At 71.0% G+C, this 20,350-nt stretch carries 21 protein-coding genes; 15 read left to right on the top strand and 6 right to left on the bottom strand.

All coding sequences use genetic code 11. From position 1 onward, the window contains the following. Positions 1 to 23 precede the first annotated feature (23 nt). The 3 genes from G3I77_RS12140 to G3I77_RS12130 form a co-directional block, all read right to left on the bottom strand. Positions 24 to 1,238: a hypothetical protein gene (locus G3I77_RS12140; RefSeq protein ID WP_248503045.1), complete on the bottom strand. Its 1,215-nt coding sequence runs from the start codon at positions 1,236 to 1,238 to the stop codon at positions 24 to 26. Continuing rightward, a complete protein-coding gene (locus G3I77_RS12135; protein ID WP_248503043.1) occupies positions 1,220 to 1,366 on the bottom strand; it encodes a hypothetical protein in 147 nt (48 codons plus the stop codon). Before G3I77_RS12135 ends, G3I77_RS12140 begins: the two co-directional genes overlap by 19 nt. A gap of 91 nt (positions 1,367 to 1,457) precedes the next feature. Beyond that, entirely contained in the window at positions 1,458 to 1,901 is a 444-nt protein-coding gene (locus tag G3I77_RS12130; protein WP_248503042.1) for a hypothetical protein, read from the bottom strand. A 701-nt stretch (positions 1,902 to 2,602) separates the two neighbouring features. Between G3I77_RS12130 and G3I77_RS12125 the strand changes: the two genes are divergently transcribed. Next, positions 2,603 to 3,835, top strand: a complete 1,233-nt coding sequence (locus G3I77_RS12125; RefSeq protein WP_248503040.1) for an amidase domain-containing protein — start codon at positions 2,603 to 2,605, stop codon at positions 3,833 to 3,835. A 43-nt stretch (positions 3,836 to 3,878) separates the two neighbouring features. After that, positions 3,879 to 4,292, top strand: a complete 414-nt coding sequence (locus G3I77_RS12120; RefSeq protein ID WP_248503039.1) for a hypothetical protein — start codon at positions 3,879 to 3,881, stop codon at positions 4,290 to 4,292. 477 nt (positions 4,293 to 4,769) lie between these two features. Here the strand turns inward: G3I77_RS12120 and G3I77_RS12115 are convergent, their stop codons facing one another. Together G3I77_RS12115 and G3I77_RS12110 are read right to left on the bottom strand one after the other, a co-directional pair. Continuing rightward, a complete protein-coding gene (locus G3I77_RS12115; RefSeq protein ID WP_248503037.1) occupies positions 4,770 to 5,807 on the bottom strand; it encodes a zinc-binding dehydrogenase in 1,038 nt (345 codons plus the stop codon). Further along, positions 5,804 to 6,445 carry an MBL fold metallo-hydrolase gene (locus G3I77_RS12110; RefSeq protein ID WP_248503035.1) on the bottom strand — a complete coding sequence of 214 codons (642 nt, stop codon included), beginning with the start codon at positions 6,443 to 6,445 and terminating at the stop codon, positions 5,804 to 5,806. The genes G3I77_RS12115 and G3I77_RS12110 overlap by 4 nt, the downstream gene beginning before the upstream one ends. A 139-nt stretch (positions 6,446 to 6,584) precedes the next feature. On the opposite strand from G3I77_RS12110, the gene G3I77_RS12105 reads away from it, so the two are divergent. From G3I77_RS12105 to G3I77_RS12060, 10 genes are all read left to right on the top strand, one after another. Next, positions 6,585 to 7,514, top strand: coding sequence for an NADP-dependent oxidoreductase (locus G3I77_RS12105; protein WP_248503033.1), 930 nt, complete (start codon positions 6,585 to 6,587; stop codon positions 7,512 to 7,514). Between the two features lie 277 nt (positions 7,515 to 7,791). Beyond that, positions 7,792 to 8,796 carry a ScbA/BarX family gamma-butyrolactone biosynthesis protein gene (locus G3I77_RS12100; protein WP_248503032.1) on the top strand — a complete coding sequence of 335 codons (1,005 nt, stop codon included), beginning with the start codon at positions 7,792 to 7,794 and terminating at the stop codon, positions 8,794 to 8,796. A gap of 5 nt (positions 8,797 to 8,801) precedes the next feature. Continuing rightward, the gene (locus G3I77_RS12095) at positions 8,802 to 9,842 is read left to right on the top strand and encodes a 3-oxoacyl-ACP synthase (protein WP_248503029.1); all 1,041 of its coding nucleotides are present in this window, start codon (positions 8,802 to 8,804) and stop codon (positions 9,840 to 9,842) included. Positions 9,843 to 9,959: 117 nt separating this feature from the next. Beyond that, positions 9,960 to 10,199, top strand: a complete 240-nt coding sequence (locus G3I77_RS12090) for an acyl carrier protein (protein WP_248503028.1) — start codon at positions 9,960 to 9,962, stop codon at positions 10,197 to 10,199. Then, positions 10,199 to 11,458, top strand: a complete 1,260-nt coding sequence (locus tag G3I77_RS12085) for a beta-ketoacyl synthase (RefSeq protein WP_248503026.1) — start codon at positions 10,199 to 10,201, stop codon at positions 11,456 to 11,458. Before G3I77_RS12090 ends, G3I77_RS12085 begins: the two co-directional genes overlap by 1 nt. Continuing rightward, positions 11,455 to 12,198: an SDR family oxidoreductase gene (locus G3I77_RS12080; protein WP_248503024.1), complete on the top strand. Its 744-nt coding sequence runs from the start codon at positions 11,455 to 11,457 to the stop codon at positions 12,196 to 12,198. The genes G3I77_RS12085 and G3I77_RS12080 overlap by 4 nt, the downstream gene beginning before the upstream one ends. A gap of 55 nt (positions 12,199 to 12,253) precedes the next feature. After that, positions 12,254 to 13,240 carry a 3-oxoacyl-ACP synthase III family protein gene (locus tag G3I77_RS12075; RefSeq protein ID WP_248503022.1) on the top strand — a complete coding sequence of 329 codons (987 nt, stop codon included), beginning with the start codon at positions 12,254 to 12,256 and terminating at the stop codon, positions 13,238 to 13,240. A gap of 68 nt (positions 13,241 to 13,308) precedes the next feature. Then, entirely contained in the window at positions 13,309 to 14,067 is a 759-nt protein-coding gene (locus tag G3I77_RS12070; protein WP_248503021.1) for an SDR family NAD(P)-dependent oxidoreductase, read from the top strand. Beyond that, positions 14,055 to 15,623 carry an FAD-dependent monooxygenase gene (locus G3I77_RS12065; protein WP_248503019.1) on the top strand — a complete coding sequence of 523 codons (1,569 nt, stop codon included), beginning with the start codon at positions 14,055 to 14,057 and terminating at the stop codon, positions 15,621 to 15,623. The genes G3I77_RS12070 and G3I77_RS12065 overlap by 13 nt, the downstream gene beginning before the upstream one ends. Next, positions 15,620 to 16,351 (top strand): HAD family phosphatase, encoded by a 732-nt coding sequence (locus G3I77_RS12060; protein WP_248503017.1) that lies wholly within the window; start codon positions 15,620 to 15,622, stop codon positions 16,349 to 16,351. The genes G3I77_RS12065 and G3I77_RS12060 overlap by 4 nt, the downstream gene beginning before the upstream one ends. A 69-nt stretch (positions 16,352 to 16,420) precedes the next feature. Here G3I77_RS12060 and G3I77_RS12055 read toward each other — a convergent pair whose 3' ends face one another. Beyond that, positions 16,421 to 17,377, bottom strand: coding sequence for an aldo/keto reductase (locus G3I77_RS12055; protein WP_248503015.1), 957 nt, complete (start codon positions 17,375 to 17,377; stop codon positions 16,421 to 16,423). Between the two features lie 195 nt (positions 17,378 to 17,572). Here G3I77_RS12055 and G3I77_RS12050 point away from each other — a divergent pair, with 195 nt between their 5' ends. From G3I77_RS12050 to G3I77_RS12040, 3 genes are all read left to right on the top strand, one after another. Then, complete coding sequence (locus G3I77_RS12050; protein WP_248503014.1) at positions 17,573 to 19,138, top strand: MFS transporter; 1,566 nt, start codon at positions 17,573 to 17,575, stop codon at positions 19,136 to 19,138. A gap of 10 nt (positions 19,139 to 19,148) precedes the next feature. Further along, on the top strand, positions 19,149 to 19,580 hold the full coding sequence (locus G3I77_RS12045; RefSeq protein ID WP_248503012.1) for a hotdog fold thioesterase: 432 nt from the start codon (positions 19,149 to 19,151) through the stop codon (positions 19,578 to 19,580). Between the two features lie 92 nt (positions 19,581 to 19,672). Beyond that, entirely contained in the window at positions 19,673 to 20,122 is a 450-nt protein-coding gene (locus G3I77_RS12040; RefSeq protein WP_248503010.1) for a MarR family winged helix-turn-helix transcriptional regulator, read from the top strand. The last annotated feature ends 228 nt before the right edge of the window (positions 20,123 to 20,350 follow it).

The raw sequence follows: 20,350 nt of genomic DNA, 5'->3' as shown, positions 1-20,350 counted from the left end.
GAGGTGCTGCCGGATGGCTGATGTCAGTTGGAGGTATCCGTGAGGTATTTCTGGGCCGAGCTCGCTCCGCGGTCGTGGCCGTTGAGGATGTCGTTGGTGAGCACCGCCAGCTCGGCCTTGCCGCTGTTGGTCGTCGTGTCGATGTCCGACCGGTCGCTGGCCCACACATCGACCATGGTGACCATCTGGTTATGGGCGTTGAGGTACTCATCGGCGATTCCGGCATTGGCCGTGGCGTCAGCGTCGGCCTTCATGGAGTTCCCCCACTGCCAGGCCCACGTGTCCACGCCTCGCTGGAGAGCGTCACCGACGACGAGGGAGCCACCGGCCGTGGGAATGGCCAGCGGAGTGACGGCTCCACCGATGATGTGGTAGGCGATCTTCGACTTCCAGTCCGCCTCGCTGTAGCCCGCCATACGCCCGTCGTTGAGTACGTCCTCTCGGATGGCCGAGTAGGCCCCGAGTGTGGCACCCGCCTTGCTCATGGGTGCGGACGTCTCGAAGTCGGTTGCTCCTTCTGGGATGCTGCGCATCTGGGCATCGATGTACCTGGATTCGGCCTTGTGCAGAGTGGCGTAGGCATCCGGGTCTTCGGAAAAGCCGCGCATGACCTGGACAAGATCCTTCTGTGACACCGCCATGCGCGTGGTGTCGCCGTCACGGAAGTATCCGTCTCCTGTCGCGGCCCGCACGTAGTCCGCGTCCATACCGCCGAGAATCTCGTGAGTGTCGTTGGTGTACCCCGCCAGAGCGTTGGCCAGAGGCTGCCGAAGATTTGCCTCCACACCGGCATCCGTACCCGACGACGGTGCCAGTTCGGTGATGATCGAGTGCATCACACGGGCCTGGGCCTCGCTGTGCTTCACGTCGGGCCATGGGTCCTGACCGGCCGCGAGCGGCGGATGCCCCGTTGCCGCAGCCTCCAGCGCAGCCCCCAGCCCGGTCCGGCTGAGCGGATCGTCCATCTCGATGACCGAGATCCCGGTGACCAGGTGCTGGGGCCACTCCCGTGTGCCGTCCCCGCTGCCAGCCAGGTAGTGCAGATGGTCGTTGTCGACGTGGTCGGCGCCGGCGCCGTTGCCGGCCGGGTCGAAGAAGGCGGTCGCGGCGTCCGGGTTCTTGCTCATCACGCCCAGGAGGCCGTCGATCGCGTCGGCGCGGATGCCGTCGTGGCCGGCTCCCCACTCGGTGAAGAGCCCCGACTGCTTCTTCTCGGCTGCTATGAGATCCTCGCCCATCTGATACAGGAACTGGTCGTCGTACTTGACGTCGCTGTGCTGATCATGCTGACGAACGACTGGTAGCCGTACAGCGGGTTGTCGTTCGACCCGTAGTTCTTCCTGCCGGTCTTCTGCAGGCCAGTCATGATCTCGTGGTACGTCGGCATGGGTCCCCGTTGTGCGTGGTCGCGTGTGGCTGGCCGGCTCGGTCGGCGCCGAGGCCGGACCGTGGTGCGATCAGTAACCGTCGAGTGGCGAGATCTGGCGCAGCCCTGAACCGACTCCCAGGTCCGTGTTCTGCAGCAGGTTGTTGGTGCTGCGCAGCGCGGACTTCTCCGACGCGAGTCGGTTCATCAGGTTCCGGACCTGTTCACCCCACGTCGTGTGGGCCTTCTTGAGGGCCCCCGACGTGACCCACCCGTCGCCGCCCTTCGGCTCGAACGCCTTGACGGCCGAGTTCGTCTCGGTATCCGCCCACTCGCCGGCCTTCTTCGTGTCCGGCTCGATGTGGTCCTCGATCGCCTTGGCCGCGGCCTTCTTCTCCGCGGGCGAGGATGCAAGGCCCGGCTGGCTGCCTCCCGGTGAAGAACTTCCCCCCGGATCAAGAGGCACCTGGTTCAGCCGCACACCAACGGGTCCCCCCTCGGCGCCTATGTGCTGCTCTCCTGCTGGCTGCGTCATGAATGCCTTCCCCCGTGCGCTCAGTTGGCGTACGGCGGTCAGGCTAGCAACGTGGGTGCGCACAAACGAGCGGGATGAATACGCATCCTGATGGCCTGGGCGTCCAGCGTTGATGGGGTATGGAACTCATTACGTCCACGCGTGGACGCGCAGCGTGTGGCGGTGCTCCGCGGGGAGCCTGGCGAGAATCCGCTCCGGCCGGGCTGAGCGAGGCATGGTCCTGGTAACGCTCACCTTTTGTGTCGGTTCGCTCGTCGCCGTTGTTCGTGTTTCGGTGGACTTCAGCCGTTGAACATCCGCAGCCGCGGCGGCGACCTTTGCCCAGCACCCGACGGCCGTCAACTACCGTGGACCGCCACTGCGGATCCATACGGCCTTCGCACCACGTCGCAGACACCCTTGGAACCAGGTGCCGCCAACCGACTTGCGTCAACAGGGCGCTTCCGAGGCGTCGGCACCCGAAGCCGCGGCGGCAGCGGCCGCCGCGGCTTTCCACCGCCTCGTTGCACTGCTCAGCTCGGTCATCTGACCGGCAACCCCGGCTGAGCACTTGATGGTCAAGGCTCCTTGGGGAGCACTGGGAGCCAAGAACGGAAGCCGGACATCCGGGAATGTATGTGCGAAAAGGTCTCGCAGCCCGTGACGGGAGGTGACAGGATTCCCTCAACCGGCCTGCGTGGGGCCCAAGTTGGGGGACTTGTATGAGAAACGGGAGCTACAGACGTGCCACGGCGCTGGCCCTGGGGGCGACGCTGCTGGCCGCGCTGCCGCCCGCCGCGACCGCTCATGCCGCGGACACCGCAGCCGCCCAGGCCACGGCCGGGGCAGCCCGCGCCGTGGATGCCGAGACCACCGATGACTTCGCCACCCTCGCCGATGCCGTCCTGACCAGACGGACCTCCGCGATCCTGGACGGATCCCAGGCGACTCCCCGTGCCGGCGCGTCGCTGCCGCTGAAGGGCGACGTACACGTCACCAGCAGGCTGTCCCGCGCGGAGGACACCGCGACAGACGTCCTGCGTGACCGCAAGGCGCGGCTCGCCGCCCTGGATGAGGCCTACACGGCGGCCGAGACCGAGGTCGACGTGGACGAGGTGCGGGTGACCGGCGACCGGGCCACCGCCCAGGTCACCGAGACGACGATGCTCACCTACAAGAAGATCGAGGGCGACGAGCCACCTACCACCGGCTTCCAGGCCAGGCACGAGCTGACCTTCGTAGCAGCGCCGGACGGCACGTGGGAGCTGACTCAATTCAGGCCTCTCGACGAGGGAGGGCCGGCCGCGGTCAACTCGGTGGTGGACACCGCCGGGGACAGCGGCCCCATGCCCGCCGGAGCGGCGGAGGAACCGATCGACGAGGGCGGCGAGCCCGAAACCGACGGCCCCGCCCCCGAGGAGACCAAGGCGGGCACGACCCAGCCCACCGTCCAGGCCCAGGCCCAGGCCAAGGTCAGCGTCACCGCGAGCTACGACTACACCGCCATGGCCAAGTACGCGGAGAAGTACTGGAAGAACTACAACTCCAGCTACCGCAAGTTCAACGACGTCGGGGGCGACTGCACCAACTTCATCAGCCAGGCGCTGCGGGCGGGCGGCTGGAAGAAGGACACCGGCTGGTACAAGAGCTACAAGAACTGGTGGTACAACTCCTCGAACCAGACGACGTCCTGGATCAACGTCAACTACTGGGCGTCCTTCGCTCTGCACAGCGACCGGGCCTACAACCTGGACAACGTGTACAAGCTGGGGATCGGGGACATCCTCCAGATGGACTTCAGCGGCAACCGGTCCAAGGACCACTCCATGATCACCACGTACAAGAGCAATGGAGTGCCCTACCTCACCTACCACTCGACCAACACCTACCGGAAGTCGGTGAAAAGCCTTGTGGCGCAGTACCCGCGCGCGACCTACTACGCCTTCCGCACCTGACGGGAGCGGACACCACTCACGGCGGCGTCGCGCTGGGCTGCTCATGGCGGTGCTCTTCGCACTACTGCTCACCGCGTGCGGCGGCGGGGACGGCTCCGCGTCCGCGAAACCCGACCTGGCGGACCAGGACCGTTTCCTCCACGATTACGTACGGTTCCTCAACACATCGGACGAGGATGGGCTGGCCGGGCTGCTCGACGCCCATCCCCAGGGCTCCAAGGACGCCCGCGCCCGGATCAAGGCATACGGTGGACAGGACTGGGACGTCCGGTGGACGCGCACCTCTGACTTCGAGGGCGTATGGAAAGTGGATATGACCGGCACCGCAGGTACCAAGCACCGACCCATCCGCGTCACCGAGACCATCACTTGGGAGAAAGCGGATTGGGTGATGAACCCACTCCCGGGTGTCGTCCCGACCCCTCCCGACGCGGCCGGGACCGAACCACCCGGGTGAGCGCAACCGAGCCCGGTGGTTTCGCCCTGGTCACCCGATGCTGACCGGCATCGGGTGACCAGGGCGGCGGGAAACGATCTACACCAGCGCGGGAACCGATCTTCACAAACCCTCATATAGCCGCTGAACAGCGAGTTCCGTCGGTGCCCCACCAAACCAGAGATACCGATGAACGGGTCTCTGCCGGTGACGGAAGTCACCGGCAGGGGCCCGTTTCTCGTTGTCCTCTCGCCTGTGAGGCATCGCACAGGCCCCGCGCGTGAGCTATCTCACGGGCGAGGCCTGAGCGTCCCGGAGATCCGCAGCGCCTGCCCGCCGACGGGGTGGCGCGGCAGGCGGCGATGCGTCGAGGAGATGCGGATAGGCCTGGGGGTGTGGTCGAGGGGTGGTGCTGGGCGCGCAGGGCCGCCAGGCGTCTCGAGCACCTCCGGCCCGTAGACCGGCTCGATCGGCAGTCCGGACTCCGACTCACGCATGTCAGGAGCGGACATCGAGGACGTACTTCCCCGTGGAGGCCCGGGTTTCCAGCAGCTCGTGCGCGTGTGCCACGTCCTTCAGCGGCAGCACCTTCACGTCCACCCGGACGTTGCCCTTCGCGACCTCCGACAGTGCCTGCTCCAGATGGGCGCGCAGCAGCTTCGGGGCCCGGCCGGCGACACCGCCGAGGTTGTAGCCGACGAGGGAACTGTTCGTGTACCAGGGGTGGTTGCCCTCGAACGTGACGTCCTCGGCCGCCGCGTTGCCGAAGACGACGTGCCGGCCGAAGGCCGCCAGCAGGCCGGTCACCGAGGAGCGGAACGCGCCGCCGACGGAGTCCAGGACCAGGTCCGCGCCCGCTCCGCCGGTCCGCTCGGCCACCTCCTGCTCGATCTCGTCGTACGACACGACGCTGTCGTAGCCGTAGCCGCGCGCGTACTCGGCCTTGGCCGGGGAGCTCGTCACGCCGATCACCCGGGCCGCGCCCAGTGACCGGGCGAGCTGAGCGGCGGCCGTGCCCACTCCGCCGGCGGCGGCGAGAACGACCACGGTCTCGCCCTGAGCGAGGTGCCCGGCCGAGGTGAGCACGCCCAGCGCGGTGGTGACGTTGCACAGGGCGCCTGCCGCCAAGGCCCCGTCCAGCTGGGCGAGTTCGCCGTCCAGCCGCACGACGTGCTCCGCTCCGACGGCGACGACCTCGGCGTTGCCGCCGCCGCCCAGGGTCAGGGCGGCCACCCGGTCGCCGGTCGCGATGCCGGTGACGCCGTCACCCACGGCGCGTACCGTGCCGACCGCCTCCAGGCCGGGGAAGTGCGGCAGGTCGACGGGGAACTGGCCGCGCCGGAACATCACTTCGGCGAAGTTCACGCCCGCGTACTCGACGTCGATCGTGACCTGCCCGGGCTGCGGTCCGGGCGCGGCGACCTCTGCGACGGCCAGGACGGACGGGTCGCCGAAGGACTGGAAACGGACGGTGCGCATACGGCTCCCTGAGGTCGTGGAGGTCTCGTTCGCCGGGGTCTCGGAGGTGTCGGTCATCGGATTCCCGTCTCGCTGAGGGTGGTGGTGGGGCCGTGCCCGGTGAGCAGTCGCGTGTCGTCCGGGCAGATGGTCGCGACCATGCGCAGGGAGTTCTGCAGGGCGGCCGGGCTGGCGCCCGGCGCGTCCGCGCGCCCCGGACCGCCGGCGAGCAGGGCGTCGCCGGTGGCCAGCAGCGGGACGTCGCCGGTGCCGAAGCGGAACATGACGGAGCCGCCGGTGTGGCCGGGGGTGTGCAGCACGGTGACCCGGCCCGCCGCGAAGGTCAGCTCGCCGCCCTGCTCGGGGAGTTCGCTCACCTCGTCGGGCTCGCGGTCGGGGTGGCCGATGAGCAGGTCGCGGGGAAACGAGTCGGGCAGCCCCTTGGCCGGGGCGCCGAACTGGTAGCGGTCGGCGGGATGGATCCAGGCCGGGACGCCGAAGTGCCGGGCGAGCGGCACCGCGTCCCAGGTGTGGTCCATGTGGCCGTGCGTGATCAGGATGGCCTCGGGCTCCAGGCGGTGGGCGCGGACGGCCTCGAGGACCGCGTCGGCGGAGTCGTGCCCGGGGTCGACGATGAGGCAGGGGTTTCCCGGTCCGGCGGCGACGAGATGGACGTTCGTGCCGAACTTGCCGGTGGCGGCGGACAGTACGAGCATGACCGCGACTCTGACGGAGTACTCGGTCATATGTCAATTGCCGTTTGTGTGGCAGAACTCTGGCTCAAGTCTCGCCTATAGTGCGAGTGCCATCGTCCTGATGTGCGTGCTGTCGCCGTCCCAGCAGGGGGTTTCGTCCGTGAAGGCCATCGCCATTCAGCGCTACGGAGGTCCGGAGGTCCTGGAGCTGATGGACCTCCCCGAACCGCGTCTCGGACCGGACGTCGTGCTCGTCCGGGTGAAGTACGCGGGCGTGAACCCGGCGGACTGGAAGATCCGGGAGGGCTACATCGACGACTGGTTCGAGTCGCACTTCCCCCTGGTGATGGGCTGCGACCTGGCGGGTGTGGTCGAACGCACCGGCCTCGGCGTCACCGAGTTCTCCCCGGGCGACGAGGTCGTCGGGTACGTCCGCGCCGACCACATGCAGCGCGGCACCTACGGGGAACTCGTCGCCGCGCCCGTGCGGACCCTGGCGCACAAGCCGCGCGCTCTCGACTGGCGCGAGGCGGCCGGACTGCCGGCCGCCGGCCTCACCGCCCACCAGGCGCTGCGCCGCCATCTGGGGATCGCCGCCGGTGAGGTGCTGCTCGTCCACGCGGCGGCCGGCGGGGTCGGTTCGCTCGCCGTTCAGATCGGCCGCGCCCTCGGCGCGCGTGTCATCGGCACGGCGAGCGAGCGCAACCACGACTTCCTGCGTTCGCTCGGGGCGGAGCCGGTGACCTACGGGCCGGGGCTCGCCGACCGGGTGCGCTCCCTGGCCCCCGAGGGCGTCGACGCCGTCTTCGATCTCATGGGCGGTGACACCCTCTTCGGCTCACCGGCGTTGCTGCGGCCGGGCGGGCGGCTCGCCTCCATCTCCGGTGACGTCACGCGGCTGGGCGGACGCTACGTGTTCGTGCGCCCCGACCCGGCCGACCTCGCCGAGCTGGCCGGGATGGCGGACCGCGGGGCGGTGCGGGTCCACGTGAGCGCTCAGTTCCCGCTGTCCGACGCCGTGCGCGCGCATGAGCTCGTGCAGACCGGGCATGTGCGCGGGAAGGTGGTCCTGGCGGTCGACCCGTCCTGATCCGGCGCGCGGGAGACAGACCGGGCAGCCCCTGGTTTCCGGGGTGCGGCGGAGCGAGAAGCAGGGCCGTCCCCTGAGGGGGCGGCCCTTTCGCATGTCCGAGGCGCGCTCCCTGCGCCGGGTCTCCAGTGGTTCTTGAGCGGCTCTCCACCCAGCCGCCCCGGACCGTCGGCCGGGCCCCTCGCCGTTCGCGGCCGAACCCACAGAGGCGGCTGTGAGGCTGATTCCACGCCCTCAGGGGCCGTCGAAGCAGACCCACGGACGAACGGAACGGGGCATGACCATTGCTGAGCAGGAGCGGACGGAATCCGCTCCGGCCGCGGCCGAACTCGCCTACCAGCGTTCGATGGACCGCGTCCTGGTGCACCGCCGGGCCGTCATGGAGGTCTTCGTCACGGACGCGGTGCGGCTCGGCGACGAGACGTTCGCCGTGGCGGTCCAGGCACCACGCGCGCACAGCTACTACAACGACCACACGCAGCGCCCCGCGCTGCTCGATCCGCTGTTCCTCCTGGAGGCGGCCCGCCAGGCGGTCACCGTCGTCGCGCATCAGTGGCTGGGCGTCTCCTACGACACGTCCTTCCTGATCAGCGACTGGACGACCGAGTTCACGGATCTCGCGGCGCTGCGGGCCCGGGGCGAGGCTCCGGACGAGTTCGTGATCGAGGTGAGCGCGCGGGACCTCAAGCGGCGCGGCAGCAGACCGCTGGCCGCCACGCTGGAGTGCGTGTTCGTCGTCGCCGGCCGCAGGGCCGGGACCAGCGCCATCGTGGCCGGCTACCTCAGCCGGGACGGCTACACGGCCCACCGGGAGAAGAGCCGGGGAACCGTTCCCCCCTCCTCGTCCGACATGCCGCCGACCCGGCTCGGCGCGACCGTGGAACCCGCATCGGTCGGGCGGGAGCGGGCCGAGAACGTGGTGCTCACCGATGTGGAACGCCCCGGCGGCGCGCTCGCCCTGCGGGCCACGCTGGACGTCCCCGTGGGGCATCCGGCCCTCTACGACCACCCCCTGGACCACGTGCCCGCGATGGCGCTCATGGAGGCCGCACGCCAGGCCGCCGTGCTCGCCGCCGGTGCTCCCGCCGAGCGGCACCACGCCCGCGCCTTCGGCGCCACCTTCCGCCGGTTCGTGGAGCTGGACAGCCCCGTGACGGTGGCCGTCACGCCCTCGGGCGAGGCGCGCTGCGTCGTCGACTTCCTTCAGGACGGGGAGTCGGTCTGCACGGCCGAGGTCGCCGTCGCCCCGGTGCCCACGGGCCCGGACACGGACGGCGGGTGACGGCCGTGCGACTTCACGCACCGCTCGGGCTGACGGCGACGGCCTGGTACCCGGAGCAGCGCCAGACGGTCGAGGAGGCCCTGGCCGCCGGTGACATCGACGCCCGGACCGCCCGCGAGCTCGGCTACACGTCCCTGCCGGTCAGCGAGGACACCGCACCGCCCGACATGGCCGTCGAGGCCGCGGCCGAGGCCCTGGCGCTTTCCGGAGCCCGGGCCGAGGACCTCTCCCTGGTGCTGCACGCGAGCGTCCACCACCAGGGCCACGACGCCTGGTCCGCCCCGCACTACGTCGCCCGGCGCATCGGCGCCCACGGTGCCGTACCCATCGGGCTGCTCCAGCAGTGCAACGGCGGCGCCATCGGCATCGAACTGGCCGCGAGCAGGCTCCAGGGCGACCCGGAGGCCGGACCCGCGCTGGTCACGACCGCCGACCGGTTCCTGATGCCGAGCTGGCACCGCTGGCTCAGCGACTACGGCATGGCGGCCGGGGACGCGGCCACGGCGGTCCTCGTCCACCACGCCACCCCGGCGGCGCACACGCACGGGCCGGACCTGCTGCTGCACTCCCTGGCCACCCGGGTCGCGGCCGAACTCGAGGTGATGCACCGCGGGGACGACGAGTTCAACGCGACGCCCATGGGGCACAGCCCGATGATCGACGTACGGCGTACCAAGCGCGCGTTCATCAAGGCGTACGGCGTCGAGTTCTTCCTCAAGACCGCGGCCGACCGGATCCGGGCCGTGGTCGAGGAGGCCCTGGCCGGTGCCGGACTCGCGGGCGACGACCCGCGGTTGCGTTACGCCGTGATTCCCCGGCTGGGAAGCAAGGCGATGGCGGAGGCGTACATCCCGCCGCTGACCGACGTCACCCCGGCCGAGGTGCTCGACCTCGGCCGTGCCACCGGGCACGTGGGGGCCGGCGACCTCAACGCCTCCCTCGCCGACCTGGCCCGGACGGACCTGCTGGAGAGGGGGGATCACGCGCTCGTGCTCAACGGCGGCGGTGGATTCACCTTCACCGCGGTCGTCGTCAGCAGGCACTGACCCGCCGCACCACCCGATCCACCCGCATCACCCGCTCCACCCGCTCCGCCCGACCCACCCGCTCCACTCAACTCTCGATCCACCCAAGTCACTCGATCCACTCAAGGAGATACAGCCATGTCCGCAACCCAGGACCGTCTCTTCGCCCTCGTCTCCGAGAAGCTCGGTGTGCTCGCCGAGGAGCTGAACACCGAGGCCACCTTCGACAGCCTCGACCTGGACTCGCTCGCGCTGATCGAGCTCAGCGTCATCGTGCAGAAGGAGTTCGGCGTCCAGATCGACGAGACGGCGCTGACCCCGGAGAACACCTTCGGTGACGTCCTCGCCACCATCGACGCCAAGGCTCCGGTGGCTTGATGAGCGGCATACCCACGCAGCGCCCGGGCGGGCGCACGGAACGCTTCGACGTGGCGGTCACCGGCGTCGGCCTGGTCACCCCGGCCGGGCTGGGCGTCGAGGCCAACATCGAGCGGGTCTGGGCGGGCGAGTCCACGGCCGCCACCGACCCGGACCTGGCCGGTCTGCCCGTCGACTTCGCCTGCCGGGTCCCCGGCTTCGACGCCGGAGCGCTGCTCGGGCGGCGCAGCGCCGTACGCATGGACCCCGTCAGCCACTTCGGCGTGGTGGCGACCCGGCAGGCCGTCGAGGACGCCGGGCTCGACCCGGCGTCCTGGGACGGCGCCCGGGTCGGTGTGGTCGTCGGCACGTCGCTGGGCGGCTGGTCCACGGTCGAGCGGGAGCACGGCAAACACCTGGAGGACGGCCAGGAGTTCGTCTCCCCGCTGCTGATGGTGATGGGCCCGGTCAACATGACCGCCGGCTACATCGCCATGGACCTCAAGGCGCTGGGCCCCAACCAGGTGGTGTCGACGGCCTGCGCCTCCGGCAACACGGCGATCGGGTACGCCCGCGCCCTGCTGGAGGCCGGCGTCTGCGACATCGTCCTGGCGGGCGGTGCCGAGGCGGCCATGTCGCGGACCGCGATGGCGAGTCTGGCCCGGGCCGGTGCGCTGTCCACGCGCGGTGACGACCCGGCGTCCGCCTCCCGCCCGTTCGACGCCGACCGGAACGGTTTCGTCGCGGGCGAGGGCGCGGCCATGCTGGTGCTGGAGCGCGTCGAGGACGCGCGGGCGCGGGGCGCCCGGGTCCGGGCCCGGGTCTCCGGGTTCGGCGCGTCCGCCGACGGCCACCACGCCTCGGCGCCCGACCCGACGGGCGGCGGGGCCGAGCGGGCGATCCGGGCCGCCCTGGCCGACGCCCTGGTCGATCCGTCCGAGGTGGACCACGTCAACGCGCACGGCACGTCCACGCCGCTCAACGACATCACCGAGGCCGGTGTGATCCGCCGGGTCTTCGGTGAGAAGCCGGCGGTCACCTCGACCAAGGGCGTCGTCGGGCACCTGCTGGGCGCGGCCGGAGCGGCCGAGGCGGTGTACACGGTGCTCGCCGTGGAGCGGAGCCTCGTCCCGCCGACCGCCAACCTGACCAGCCTGGACCCGGGCATCGGGGTGGACGTCGTGGCGAAGGAGGCCCGCCCGCTGGAGATCGGCGCGGCGGTGAACGACTCCTTCGGCTTCGGCGGCCAGAACGCGGTGATCGTGGTGACGCCGGCATGACACCGACTGCGGACACCGCGGTGCCCGACGGCGGCACCGGCCGCTCCGTGCTCGTCACCGGGGGGAACCGCGGCATCGGCCTGGCCGTCGCGCGGGCGCTCGCCGCCCGCGGTGACCGGGTCGCGGTCACCTACCGCACCGGTGAGCCCCCGGCGGGGCTGCTCGGGGTGCGGTGCGACGTGACGGACGAGGCGCAGGTGGAGCGCGCCTTCAAGGAGGTCGCGGCCGAGCAGGGCGATGTCGAGGTGCTCGTCGCCAACGCCGGGATCACCCGGGACGGGCTGCTGCTCGCCCTCGACGACGGCGCGGTCGACGCCGTGCTCGACACCAACCTGAGGTCGGTCATCCGCCTGGCCCGGCACGCCTCCCGGGCGATGCTGGGCAGGCGCTGGGGCCGCATGGTGTTGGTCTCCTCCGCCGTCGCGTTCACCGGCTCGCCCGGCCAGACCAACTACACCGCCGCGAAGGCCGGCCTTCTCGGGCTGGCCCGCTCGCTCGCCTGGGAGCTCGGCAGCCGCGGCATCACCGTCAACGTCGTCGCCCCCGGCCTCGTCGAGACGGACATGCTGCGCGGCGTGCGCCCGGCCCGCCTCGACCAGTACCTGGCGATGACGCCGCTAGGCCGGGCCGGCAGCGCCGAGGAGGTGGCCGCCGCCGTGCGGTTCCTCACCGGCGACGAGGCCTCGTACATCACCGGCGCCGTGCTGCCGGTCAGCGGTGGGCTCGGCATGGGTCACTGACGCCCCGTGCCGCAGCTGCCCACCACCACACGAAAAAGCACAGGAAAGGGAAACCATGCCAGTCGGTGTCCTGTCGATGGGCTCCTACACACCGGACAAGGTCGTCGACAACCAGCAGATCAGCGCCTGGACCGGGATGCCCGAGTCGTGGGTGACCGAGCGCACCGGGGTGCTCCAGCGGCGGTACGCCGAGCCGGGCACCACGACCTCCGACCTCGCCGTCCCCGCCGCCCGCGAGGCGCTCCGGGGTGTCTGTGAGGAGGCGCGCGAGCGGCTCGGCGCGCTGGTCGTGGCGACCAGCACCCCCGACGTGCCGCAGCCGTCCACGGCCGCGATCCTCCAGCACAAGCTGGGTCTTTCCACCCTGCCCGCCTTCGACATCAACGCCGTGTGCAGTGGCTTCCTCTACGGCCTCGCGGTCGCCGAGGGCCTGCTGAAGGCGGGCCGGCACGGCGATCAGGTGCTGCTCGTCGGGGCCGACATGTTCTCCACGATCATGGACAGGTCCGACCGGCGCACGGTCAGCCTGTTCGGTGACGGCGCGGGCGCCGTCCTGCTCGGCGAGGTGCCCGAGGGCTACGGCCTGCGGTCGGTGCACCTGGTCACGGACGGGGAGTTCCACCACTACGTCGGCGTGGAGGCAGGCGGCACCCGGACTCCGCTCGACGCCGAGGCCCGCGAGGCCGGCGGGCACTTCTTCCGCATGGACGGACGCGCGGTGCGCGACTACGCGCTGTCGGTGCTGGCGAAGCTGACCACCCTGACGCTCGACGAGTGCGGGCTGGCCCTGGCGGACGTGGACCGGTTCGTCTTCCACCAGGCGAACACCAGGCTCCTGGAGACCTTCGTGGCGGACGCCGGGATCGACCCGGAGCGGGTCGCCTACACCGCGCCGCACCTGGGCAACACCGTCGCCGCGTCGGTGCCGCTCACCCTGCACGCCACCCACCGGGACAAGCCCCTGCGACGCGGCGAGCGGGTGCTGCTGGCGTCCGTGGGCGGTGGCATGACCGCCGGTGCGGCCCTGCTGACCTGGTACTGACGCGCCGCCCCTTCCCACCAGCACGGCACACCGACCACACGTACACCACACGCAGCATCGGAGGAGCCATGAGGCTCGACGGACAGACGGCCGTCATCACCGGGGGCACGCGCGGCCTGGGCCGGGCGATCGCCGAGGCCTACCTCGCCGAGGGCGCCTCGGTGGTGGTCGCCGCACGCAACCCGTACGACATCAAGGAGCTGGCCGACGAGTACGGTGACCGGCTGCTCTACCACCACACGGACGTCACCGACGAGGCCTCGGTGGACGGGTTGATGACCACCGCCGCCGAGACGTACGGGGGCGTCGACGTCCTGGTCAACAACGCCGGAGTCAACCGGGACGGCAGGATCTCCCGGCTGTCGGTGGCCGACTGGAACACCACGCTGGCCACCAACCTGACCGGTGTCTTCCTCTGCACGCGCGCGGTGATCGGCCCGATGACCGCCCGGCGCGAGGCGACCGGCGTCGGCGGCCGCATCATCAACGTGTCGTCCTGCGTGGCCGGCCGGGCCGCGATCGGGGCGTCCGCCTACAGCGCGAGCAAGGCCGCGGTGGAGATGTTCACCCGCACCTCGGCGGCCGAGCTGGCACCCAAGGGCATCACCGTCAACTGCCTGTCGCCCGGCTACATCGACGAGGGCATGGGCAAGGAGCTGGCCGCCAACGAGCGCGCCTGGGAGAGCTACCGGGGCCGGCTGCTGTCCGGGCGGCTCGGCCGTCCCCAGGAGGTCGGCGCCACCGCCGTGTTCCTCGCCTCGCAGGACAGCTCGTACGTCAACGGCAGTGTGGTCGAGGTCAACGGGGGTCTGATGTGGGCGGCCTGACCGAGCGCCGGCCCGCGGCGCCCGTGCTGGTCGTCGGAGCCGGACCGGTGGGTCTGGTCGTCGCCTGCGAGCTGCGCCGGCGGGACATCCCGGTACGCCTCGTGGACGCCGGGCGCGGGCACTCCGCGCACTCTCGGGCGAACGTCGTCTGGCCGCGCAACCTCGAACTGCTCGACCGGATCGGGGTCACCGGCGACCTGCTGGACATCGGCCACCGGCTGGCGGGCACGGCGTTCTACTCGCGCGGCCGCCGCCTGGCGACGGCCTGGATGAGCAGACTGCCCGACTCGCCCTACCCGTTCGCGCTCACCCTCTCGCAGGCCGACACCGAGCGGGTCCTGCGCCGCCGGTTCGCCGAACTGGGCGGCACCCTGGAGGAGGGCGTACGGCTCACGGCCCTGGACAACACCCCGGGCGGACCGGCCGTCAAGCTGGAGCACGAGGGCGGGCGTATCGAGGAGCTGGAGCCCGGCTGGCTGGTCGGCGCGGACGGCGCGCACAGCACCGTGCGCAAGGAACTGGGCATCGCCTACGACGGCCCGCCGGTCGACGTGTCGTTCGCCATCACCGACGCCCGGCTGAGCACCACCCTCTCCGAGGACCTGTCGCACTACTGCTACGCGCCGAGCGGTGCCATGGTGCTCGGCCCGATGGGCGACGGCGTGCACCGCATCGCCCTGAACGTGCCGCACGACGCGTACGACGAGGGCAATCCCCCGCCGATGGAGATGTTCCAGCAGGTCGTCGACGACCGTGCGGCAGGCCGCAGCCGGATCGAGGAACTGCTGTGGAGCGGTTCCTTCCGGGTGCGGGTCAGGATCGCCTCCGCCTTCCGCGGCGAGCGCTGCTTCCTGGTGGGCGACGCCGCCCACGTGATCAGCCCGGCAGGCGGGCAGGGCATGAACACGGGCATGCAGGACGCGTTCAACCTGGCGTGGAAGCTGTCGGGAGTCATCCGCGGGGAGTTCGGGGAGCCGATCCTGGACTCCTACGACACCGAACGCCGGGCCGTCTCCCACGACGTGGCGCGCTCGACCGAGCTGCTGACCAAGGCGGGACTGGTCAGCACGCCGGCGAAGGTCGCTCTGCGGGACGCGGCGTTCATGGCGGCCGACCGGACGGGCCTGTTCCAGCGCAAGATCGCTCCGCAGCTCGGCCAGACGGCCGTCAGCTACGACGGTGATCGCCATCCCCGCCTGCCGGTGATGGTCTCGGGCGCGGACGGGCCGGGCGACGCCCCCTCGCGCCCCGGCAGCGGCGGGTGGCCCGCGGTCGACCGGGACCGGCACACCGTGCTCCTGTGGCCGGGCAGGCGGACGCCGCCGCCGGACTGGCAGCACACCCGTGACCGGCTGCGGCGGGCGCTGCCCGAGGGCACGCCCGTGCTCGACCTGACCCGTGCGGTCCCGAAGGGGCTCGCCGCCGCTCTGGGCCCGGGGCCGGCCGTGGCGGTCGTGCGTCCGGACGGCCATCTGCTGGCCCGGCTCGACCCCCGGCGACCCCAGGAGACCACCCACCTGCTCACCCGAGCGGCCCACCTCAGGAGCCGGCCATGACCACCGTCCTGCCCCCGCTGACCATCGAACACTCCCGTCCCGTGGTGGCGTTCTTCGACGCCGACGAGACCCTCATCGCGATGAAGACCCCGTTCTCGCTGCTGCGCCACCGGTTGCGGCGGCAGGGCGACATCACGGGCGCCGAGTACGAACGGCTCGTGGAGCCGCTGCGGCGGCTGGCGTCGATGGGCGTCACCCCGGTCGAGGTGGTGTCCAAGTTCTACGAACTGCACACCGGCATCCCCTGGGACGACGTCGTCGCGGAGGCCCGCGGGTGGTACGCCGAACTGCGCGAGGGCGGCGCGCCGTTCATCGAGCCGACCGTCGCCCGGCTGCGGCGCCACCAGGAGGCGGGCCACCACACGGTGGTCGTCTCCGGCTCGTGGCCCGCCACCCTGCACCCGATCACCGACGACCTCGGGGTCGACCTGGTCCTGTGCACCGAGCCGGAGCTGGACGAGGACCGGCGCATGACCGGGGGGATCCGGCACGCCATGTTCGGCCCGGCGAAGGCGGACGCGGTCCGGCAGGCGCTGGAGAAGTTCGGCGCGGATCCCGCGGACTGCTACGCGTACGGGGACGACCCCGGGGATCTGACCATGCTGCGCATGGTGGGCCGTCCGACCGTGGTCGGAGCGAACCCGAGGATGACGGCGCACGCGGCGGAACACGGCTGGCCGGTCATCCCGGCGACCCTCGTCCCCGGCACGAGGCGCCACCCGGTGTGAACCCCCACGACGACACCGCCCCGCACCCCATGAGGGGCGCGGGGCGGTGTCGTGTCCGTGGTGGCGTGCTCAGCGGGCGCCGACCGCCTCCGGCAGGGCGGCCAGGTCCGTCAGGGCCTGAGGAGGCAGGGTCAGTGAGCCGGCTGCCACGTTGTCCTCCAGGTAGCGGCGGGTCTTCGTGCCGGGGATGACGCCGACGTGGTCGCCCTGGGCCAGCACCCACGCGATCGCCACCTGCGCCACGGTCGCTCCCAGTGCGTCGGCCACGGCCCGCACCCGGTCGACGATGGCCTGGTTGGCCTGGATGGCCTCGGGCTGGAAGCGCGGGATCCGGTGCCGCCCGTCCACCTGCGGCAGGTCCTTCGGGCTGCTGATCAGCCCGGACAGGAAACCCCGGCCGAGGGGGGCGAACGCGATGAACGCGATGCCCTCGCGCCCGCAGTACTCCACCACGCCGTCGGTCAGGGCGTTCCGGCTCCACAGGGACAGTTCGCTCTGCACCGAGGCGACCGGGTGGACGGCGTGCGCCCGGCCGATCTCCTCCACCGACGCCTCGGACAGGCCGAGCGCGCCGAGCTTGCCCTCCTTCACCAGCTCCGCGAGCGCACCCCAGCTCTCCTCGACCGGCACGTCGGGGTCGATGCGGTGCAGCTGGTAGAGGTCCACGTGATCCACGCCGAGCCGCCGCAGGCTCGCGTCGACGGCGGCACGCAAGTACTCGGGCCGGCCGTCGCGGTGGCTGCGGTAGGTCGCGGGGTCGTCCACGACGAGCCCGCCCTTGGTGGCGAGCAGCACCTTGTCGCGGTAGCCCCGCAGCGCCTTGCCGACCAGTTCCTCGTTGGTGAACGGGCCGTACTGGTCGGCCGTGTCGATCAGGTCGGCGCCGATGTCGACGGCATGCCGTATGACTCCGATCGACTCGCTCTCGTCCCGGCCCAGCTCGTCGTAGCCCCACGACATGCCCATGCAGCCGAGGCCGACGGCCGCGAAGGTCCGCTGTGAGCCGCCCAGTTGGATCCTGCGCATCGCCGTGCGCACCGCCTTTCCCACTCGCCCGTGTGCCGTACCTGTCCGTCGATTGACAGGCCTCCATCTTTACACAGAACCCTGCCATACGACATTGACAGCTGCTGTGTTCAGCCCCCTAATCTATGCCAGGGTTCTTACACATGGCTGACCACGAATAGTCAGCTGACTACGAACAGACAGAGGTGATCCTCCGTGTCCACCGGCAACCCGCGGGCCACGCTCGCCGCGGCGTGCGTCGTCGGCCCGCTCATGACCCTGGTGGTGACCGGCCCGTCCGTGGCCGTCCCCGACATCGGCGCCGATCTGCACAGCTCACTCGCCGCCGCCCAGTGGGTGGTCGACGGCTACATGCTGACCGCGTCCAGCAGCCTCGCGGCCATGGGCTCGCTCGCCGACCGCGTCGGCCACCGCAGGATGTTCACCTGGGGCATGGCCTTCTTCGCCTTCTGGATGACCGTCTCCGGCCTGGCGAACAGCATCCTGCTGCTCGACGTCTCGCGCGCGATCGCCGGCTTCGGCAGCGGCGCGGCGCTCGCCTCCATCACCGCGATCCTGGCGCAGTCCTTCGACGGCGCCGCCCGCGCGAAGGCGTTCGGCCTCTTCGGCACGTTCCTGGGCGCGGGCCTGGCCTTCGGGCCGATGTTCGGCGGCGTGCTGGTCAACCTGTGGGGCTGGCGTTCGGTCTTCCTCGTCCTGGCCGCAGTCTCCGCGCTCGTCCTGCTGAGCACTCCGCTGCTGCCGCGCCCGGCACCCCACCGCGGCCCCCGCTTCGACTGGACCGGCACCTTCACCTTCGGCTTCGGTGTCGGTCTGTTCGTCCTCGCGCTGGTGGAGGGGCCGGGCCGGGGCTGGACCGACCCGATCGTGCTCGGCTCGGCCGTCGGCTGCCTGATCCTGATGGCCGTCTTCGTGGTGGTGGAGCGCCGTACCGAGCACCCGATGTTCGACCTGGGCCTGTTCGCCCGCCCGCAGTTCCTGGCCGTCTGCCTGGTGCCGCTGGTCCTGGCGTTCAGCTTCGTGGCCCTCGTCATCGTGCTGCCGCCGTACCTGACCTCCACGAGCGGTCTGTCCGCCTTCCGGATCGGCCTGGTCCTGCTGCTCCTGACGGGGCCGTCCCTGGTGATGCCCGCCGTCACGGGCGTGATCGCGCAGAAGGTCTCGCAGCGCACCCTGTTCGTCGTGCTGCTGTGCTTCTCCGCCGCCGGAGCCGCCTGGCTGACCCTCGTCGACCCCGGCGCCTCCACGGCCGCGCTGGCCGGCCCGCTGCTCTTCCTGGGCATCGGGTACGGCATCTCCCTGGGCATCCTGGACGGCGCGGCGGTCTCGGCCGTCGAGCCGGAGCGGATGGGCATGGCCGCGGGCATGTTCAACACGGTGCGGCTCGCCTCCGACGCCGTCTCCATGGCCGGACTGGGCACGCTCGTCACGGCCCTCACCAAGAGCGCCCTCGACAGCGGTGCGGTGTCCGCGTACCCGGGCGGCGCCGAGGCGCTGACCTCCCGCACGCTGCAGGGCGGTCTGCCCGAGGCCGCCGAGTCGCTGCCGGCCGGCGAGGCGCGGGACCGGGCCGTGACGGCCATGGCCGACGCGTACGCCAGTGGTCTGCACACCACCATGTGGATCGTCGCGGCGGCGTGTGCGGTCAGCGTGGTCGTCGTCGGCAGCCTGCTCAAGGGAGGGAAGCCGTCCGCCGACGCGCCCGCCGAGGCCCCCGGCGACCCGGCCACGGCGTCGCCCGAACCCGCCTCCGCGCACTGAGGGGCAGACCATGACACAGACCGCCCTGGGCCCCGTCGAGGTCCTGCCGCCCTTCGTCGACCAGCAGCTGGTGGAGCGCCTCGGCATCGAGATCACCGTCTGCGGGCCCGACCTCGTGGTCGGCACCATGCCGGTGGAGGGCAACCGCCAGCCCATCGGCCTGCTGCACGGCGGGGCCAACGCGGTCCTCGCCGAGACGCTCGGGTCGCTCGCCGCCTGGGTGCACGCGGGCGCCGACCGGATCATCGTCGGCCAGGAACTGTCCTGCACCCACCACGCTGCGGCCCGCTCCGGTCGGGTCACCGGCCACTGCCGGCCGCTGCACCTGGGTACGCACACCGCCACGTACGAGATCGTCATCAGCGACGAGCAGCACCGGCGCACCTGCACCGCCCGCCTGACCTGCGCGATCCCGGCCGTCCGGCGTCGGAAGAACCGGTGACCGCAACCGCCCGGGGGAAGGACCGGCGGCCGCCCCGGCGGAGGCAATACACGACTAATGCTTCGTCCTCTGTCGTATGCAAGACTATTGACATGGCGAACACGACGACGGAGACGGTCGCCGCTGGCCGACTCGGGCACACGATCAAGAGGGCGGAGCAGGCCCTCATCGCACGCAAGACGGAAGTGCTGCGGGAGTTCGGCCTGACGGTGCCCCAGTACTCGGTCCTGCTGCTGCTGTCGGTCTCCGACGGCATGTCCGCGGCCCAGTTGGCACGGGAGTGCATGGTGACGCCGCAGACGATGGCCACGGTGCTGACCAACCTGGAAAAGGCCGATTTGGTGTTCCGCGAACCTTCGGAACTCCATCAGAAGGTCGTGGTCAACCGGGCGACCCGGGCCGGCCGTGCCATCGCCAAGAAGGCCGACAAGGCGGCGTTGCGCGTCGAGGGCTCGCTGAGCGGCGAATTCACGCCCGAGGAGTTGGCCCACTTCGAGGAGTATCTGGAGCGGGCGATCGCTCTGCTGGGTTCTCTGGACTGATACCCCTGGAGGGTATGCGCCATAAAGTTGAGCATTGCACGGCCGGAAACCGCGGTGATTGCGCCACAGGTGCAGCACCGCGGTTTCTCGCTTTTCAAGATGTGAGGCACGTAACAAGCGCTGCACCAGCGCGTAAACATTTGTTCCCAGTGCATCTTAATTCGCGATTTCTGGCCAAAACCCTGCTATGGTTGCTGCGTCACACGAGGTTGATGTACCAATAAGGGG

This window comes from Streptomyces sp. D2-8 (assembly GCF_023184515.1).
Classification (GTDB): Bacteria; Actinomycetota; Actinomycetes; order Streptomycetales; family Streptomycetaceae; genus Streptomyces.
Note: the sequence above shows the minus strand (reverse complement) of the source record. Positions and strands in the feature narration are given on the sequence as shown.

Bases quoted from the DNA above. Each gene is read 5' to 3' on its own strand.
- G3I77_RS12140 (WP_248503045.1), bottom strand. From the start codon at position 1,238: ATGGGCGAGGATCTCATAGCAGCCGAGAAGAAGCAGTCGGGGCTCTTC.
- G3I77_RS12090 (WP_248503028.1), top strand. From the start codon at position 9,960: ATGTCCGCAACCCAGGACCGTCTCTTCGCCCTCGTCTCCGAGAAGCTC.
- G3I77_RS12060 (WP_248503017.1), top strand. From the start codon at position 15,620: ATGACCACCGTCCTGCCCCCGCTGACCATCGAACACTCCCGTCCCGTG.
- G3I77_RS12040 (WP_248503010.1), top strand. From the start codon at position 19,673: ATGGCGAACACGACGACGGAGACGGTCGCCGCTGGCCGACTCGGGCAC.
- G3I77_RS12130 (WP_248503042.1), bottom strand. From the start codon at position 1,901: ATGACGCAGCCAGCAGGAGAGCAGCACATAGGCGCCGAGGGGGGACCC.
- G3I77_RS12085 (WP_248503026.1), top strand. From the start codon at position 10,199: ATGAGCGGCATACCCACGCAGCGCCCGGGCGGGCGCACGGAACGCTTC.
- G3I77_RS12125 (WP_248503040.1), top strand. From the start codon at position 2,603: ATGAGAAACGGGAGCTACAGACGTGCCACGGCGCTGGCCCTGGGGGCG.
- G3I77_RS12070 (WP_248503021.1), top strand. From the start codon at position 13,309: ATGAGGCTCGACGGACAGACGGCCGTCATCACCGGGGGCACGCGCGGC.
- G3I77_RS12080 (WP_248503024.1), top strand. From the start codon at position 11,455: ATGACACCGACTGCGGACACCGCGGTGCCCGACGGCGGCACCGGCCGC.
- G3I77_RS12075 (WP_248503022.1), top strand. From the start codon at position 12,254: ATGCCAGTCGGTGTCCTGTCGATGGGCTCCTACACACCGGACAAGGTC.
- G3I77_RS12110 (WP_248503035.1), bottom strand. From the start codon at position 6,445: ATGCTCGTACTGTCCGCCGCCACCGGCAAGTTCGGCACGAACGTCCAT.
- G3I77_RS12045 (WP_248503012.1), top strand. From the start codon at position 19,149: ATGACACAGACCGCCCTGGGCCCCGTCGAGGTCCTGCCGCCCTTCGTC.
- G3I77_RS12135 (WP_248503043.1), bottom strand. From the start codon at position 1,366: ATGACTGGCCTGCAGAAGACCGGCAGGAAGAACTACGGGTCGAACGAC.
- G3I77_RS12100 (WP_248503032.1), top strand. From the start codon at position 7,792: ATGACCATTGCTGAGCAGGAGCGGACGGAATCCGCTCCGGCCGCGGCC.
- G3I77_RS12115 (WP_248503037.1), bottom strand. From the start codon at position 5,807: ATGACCGACACCTCCGAGACCCCGGCGAACGAGACCTCCACGACCTCA.
- G3I77_RS12120 (WP_248503039.1), top strand. From the start codon at position 3,879: ATGGCGGTGCTCTTCGCACTACTGCTCACCGCGTGCGGCGGCGGGGAC.
- G3I77_RS12055 (WP_248503015.1), bottom strand. From the start codon at position 17,377: ATGCGCAGGATCCAACTGGGCGGCTCACAGCGGACCTTCGCGGCCGTC.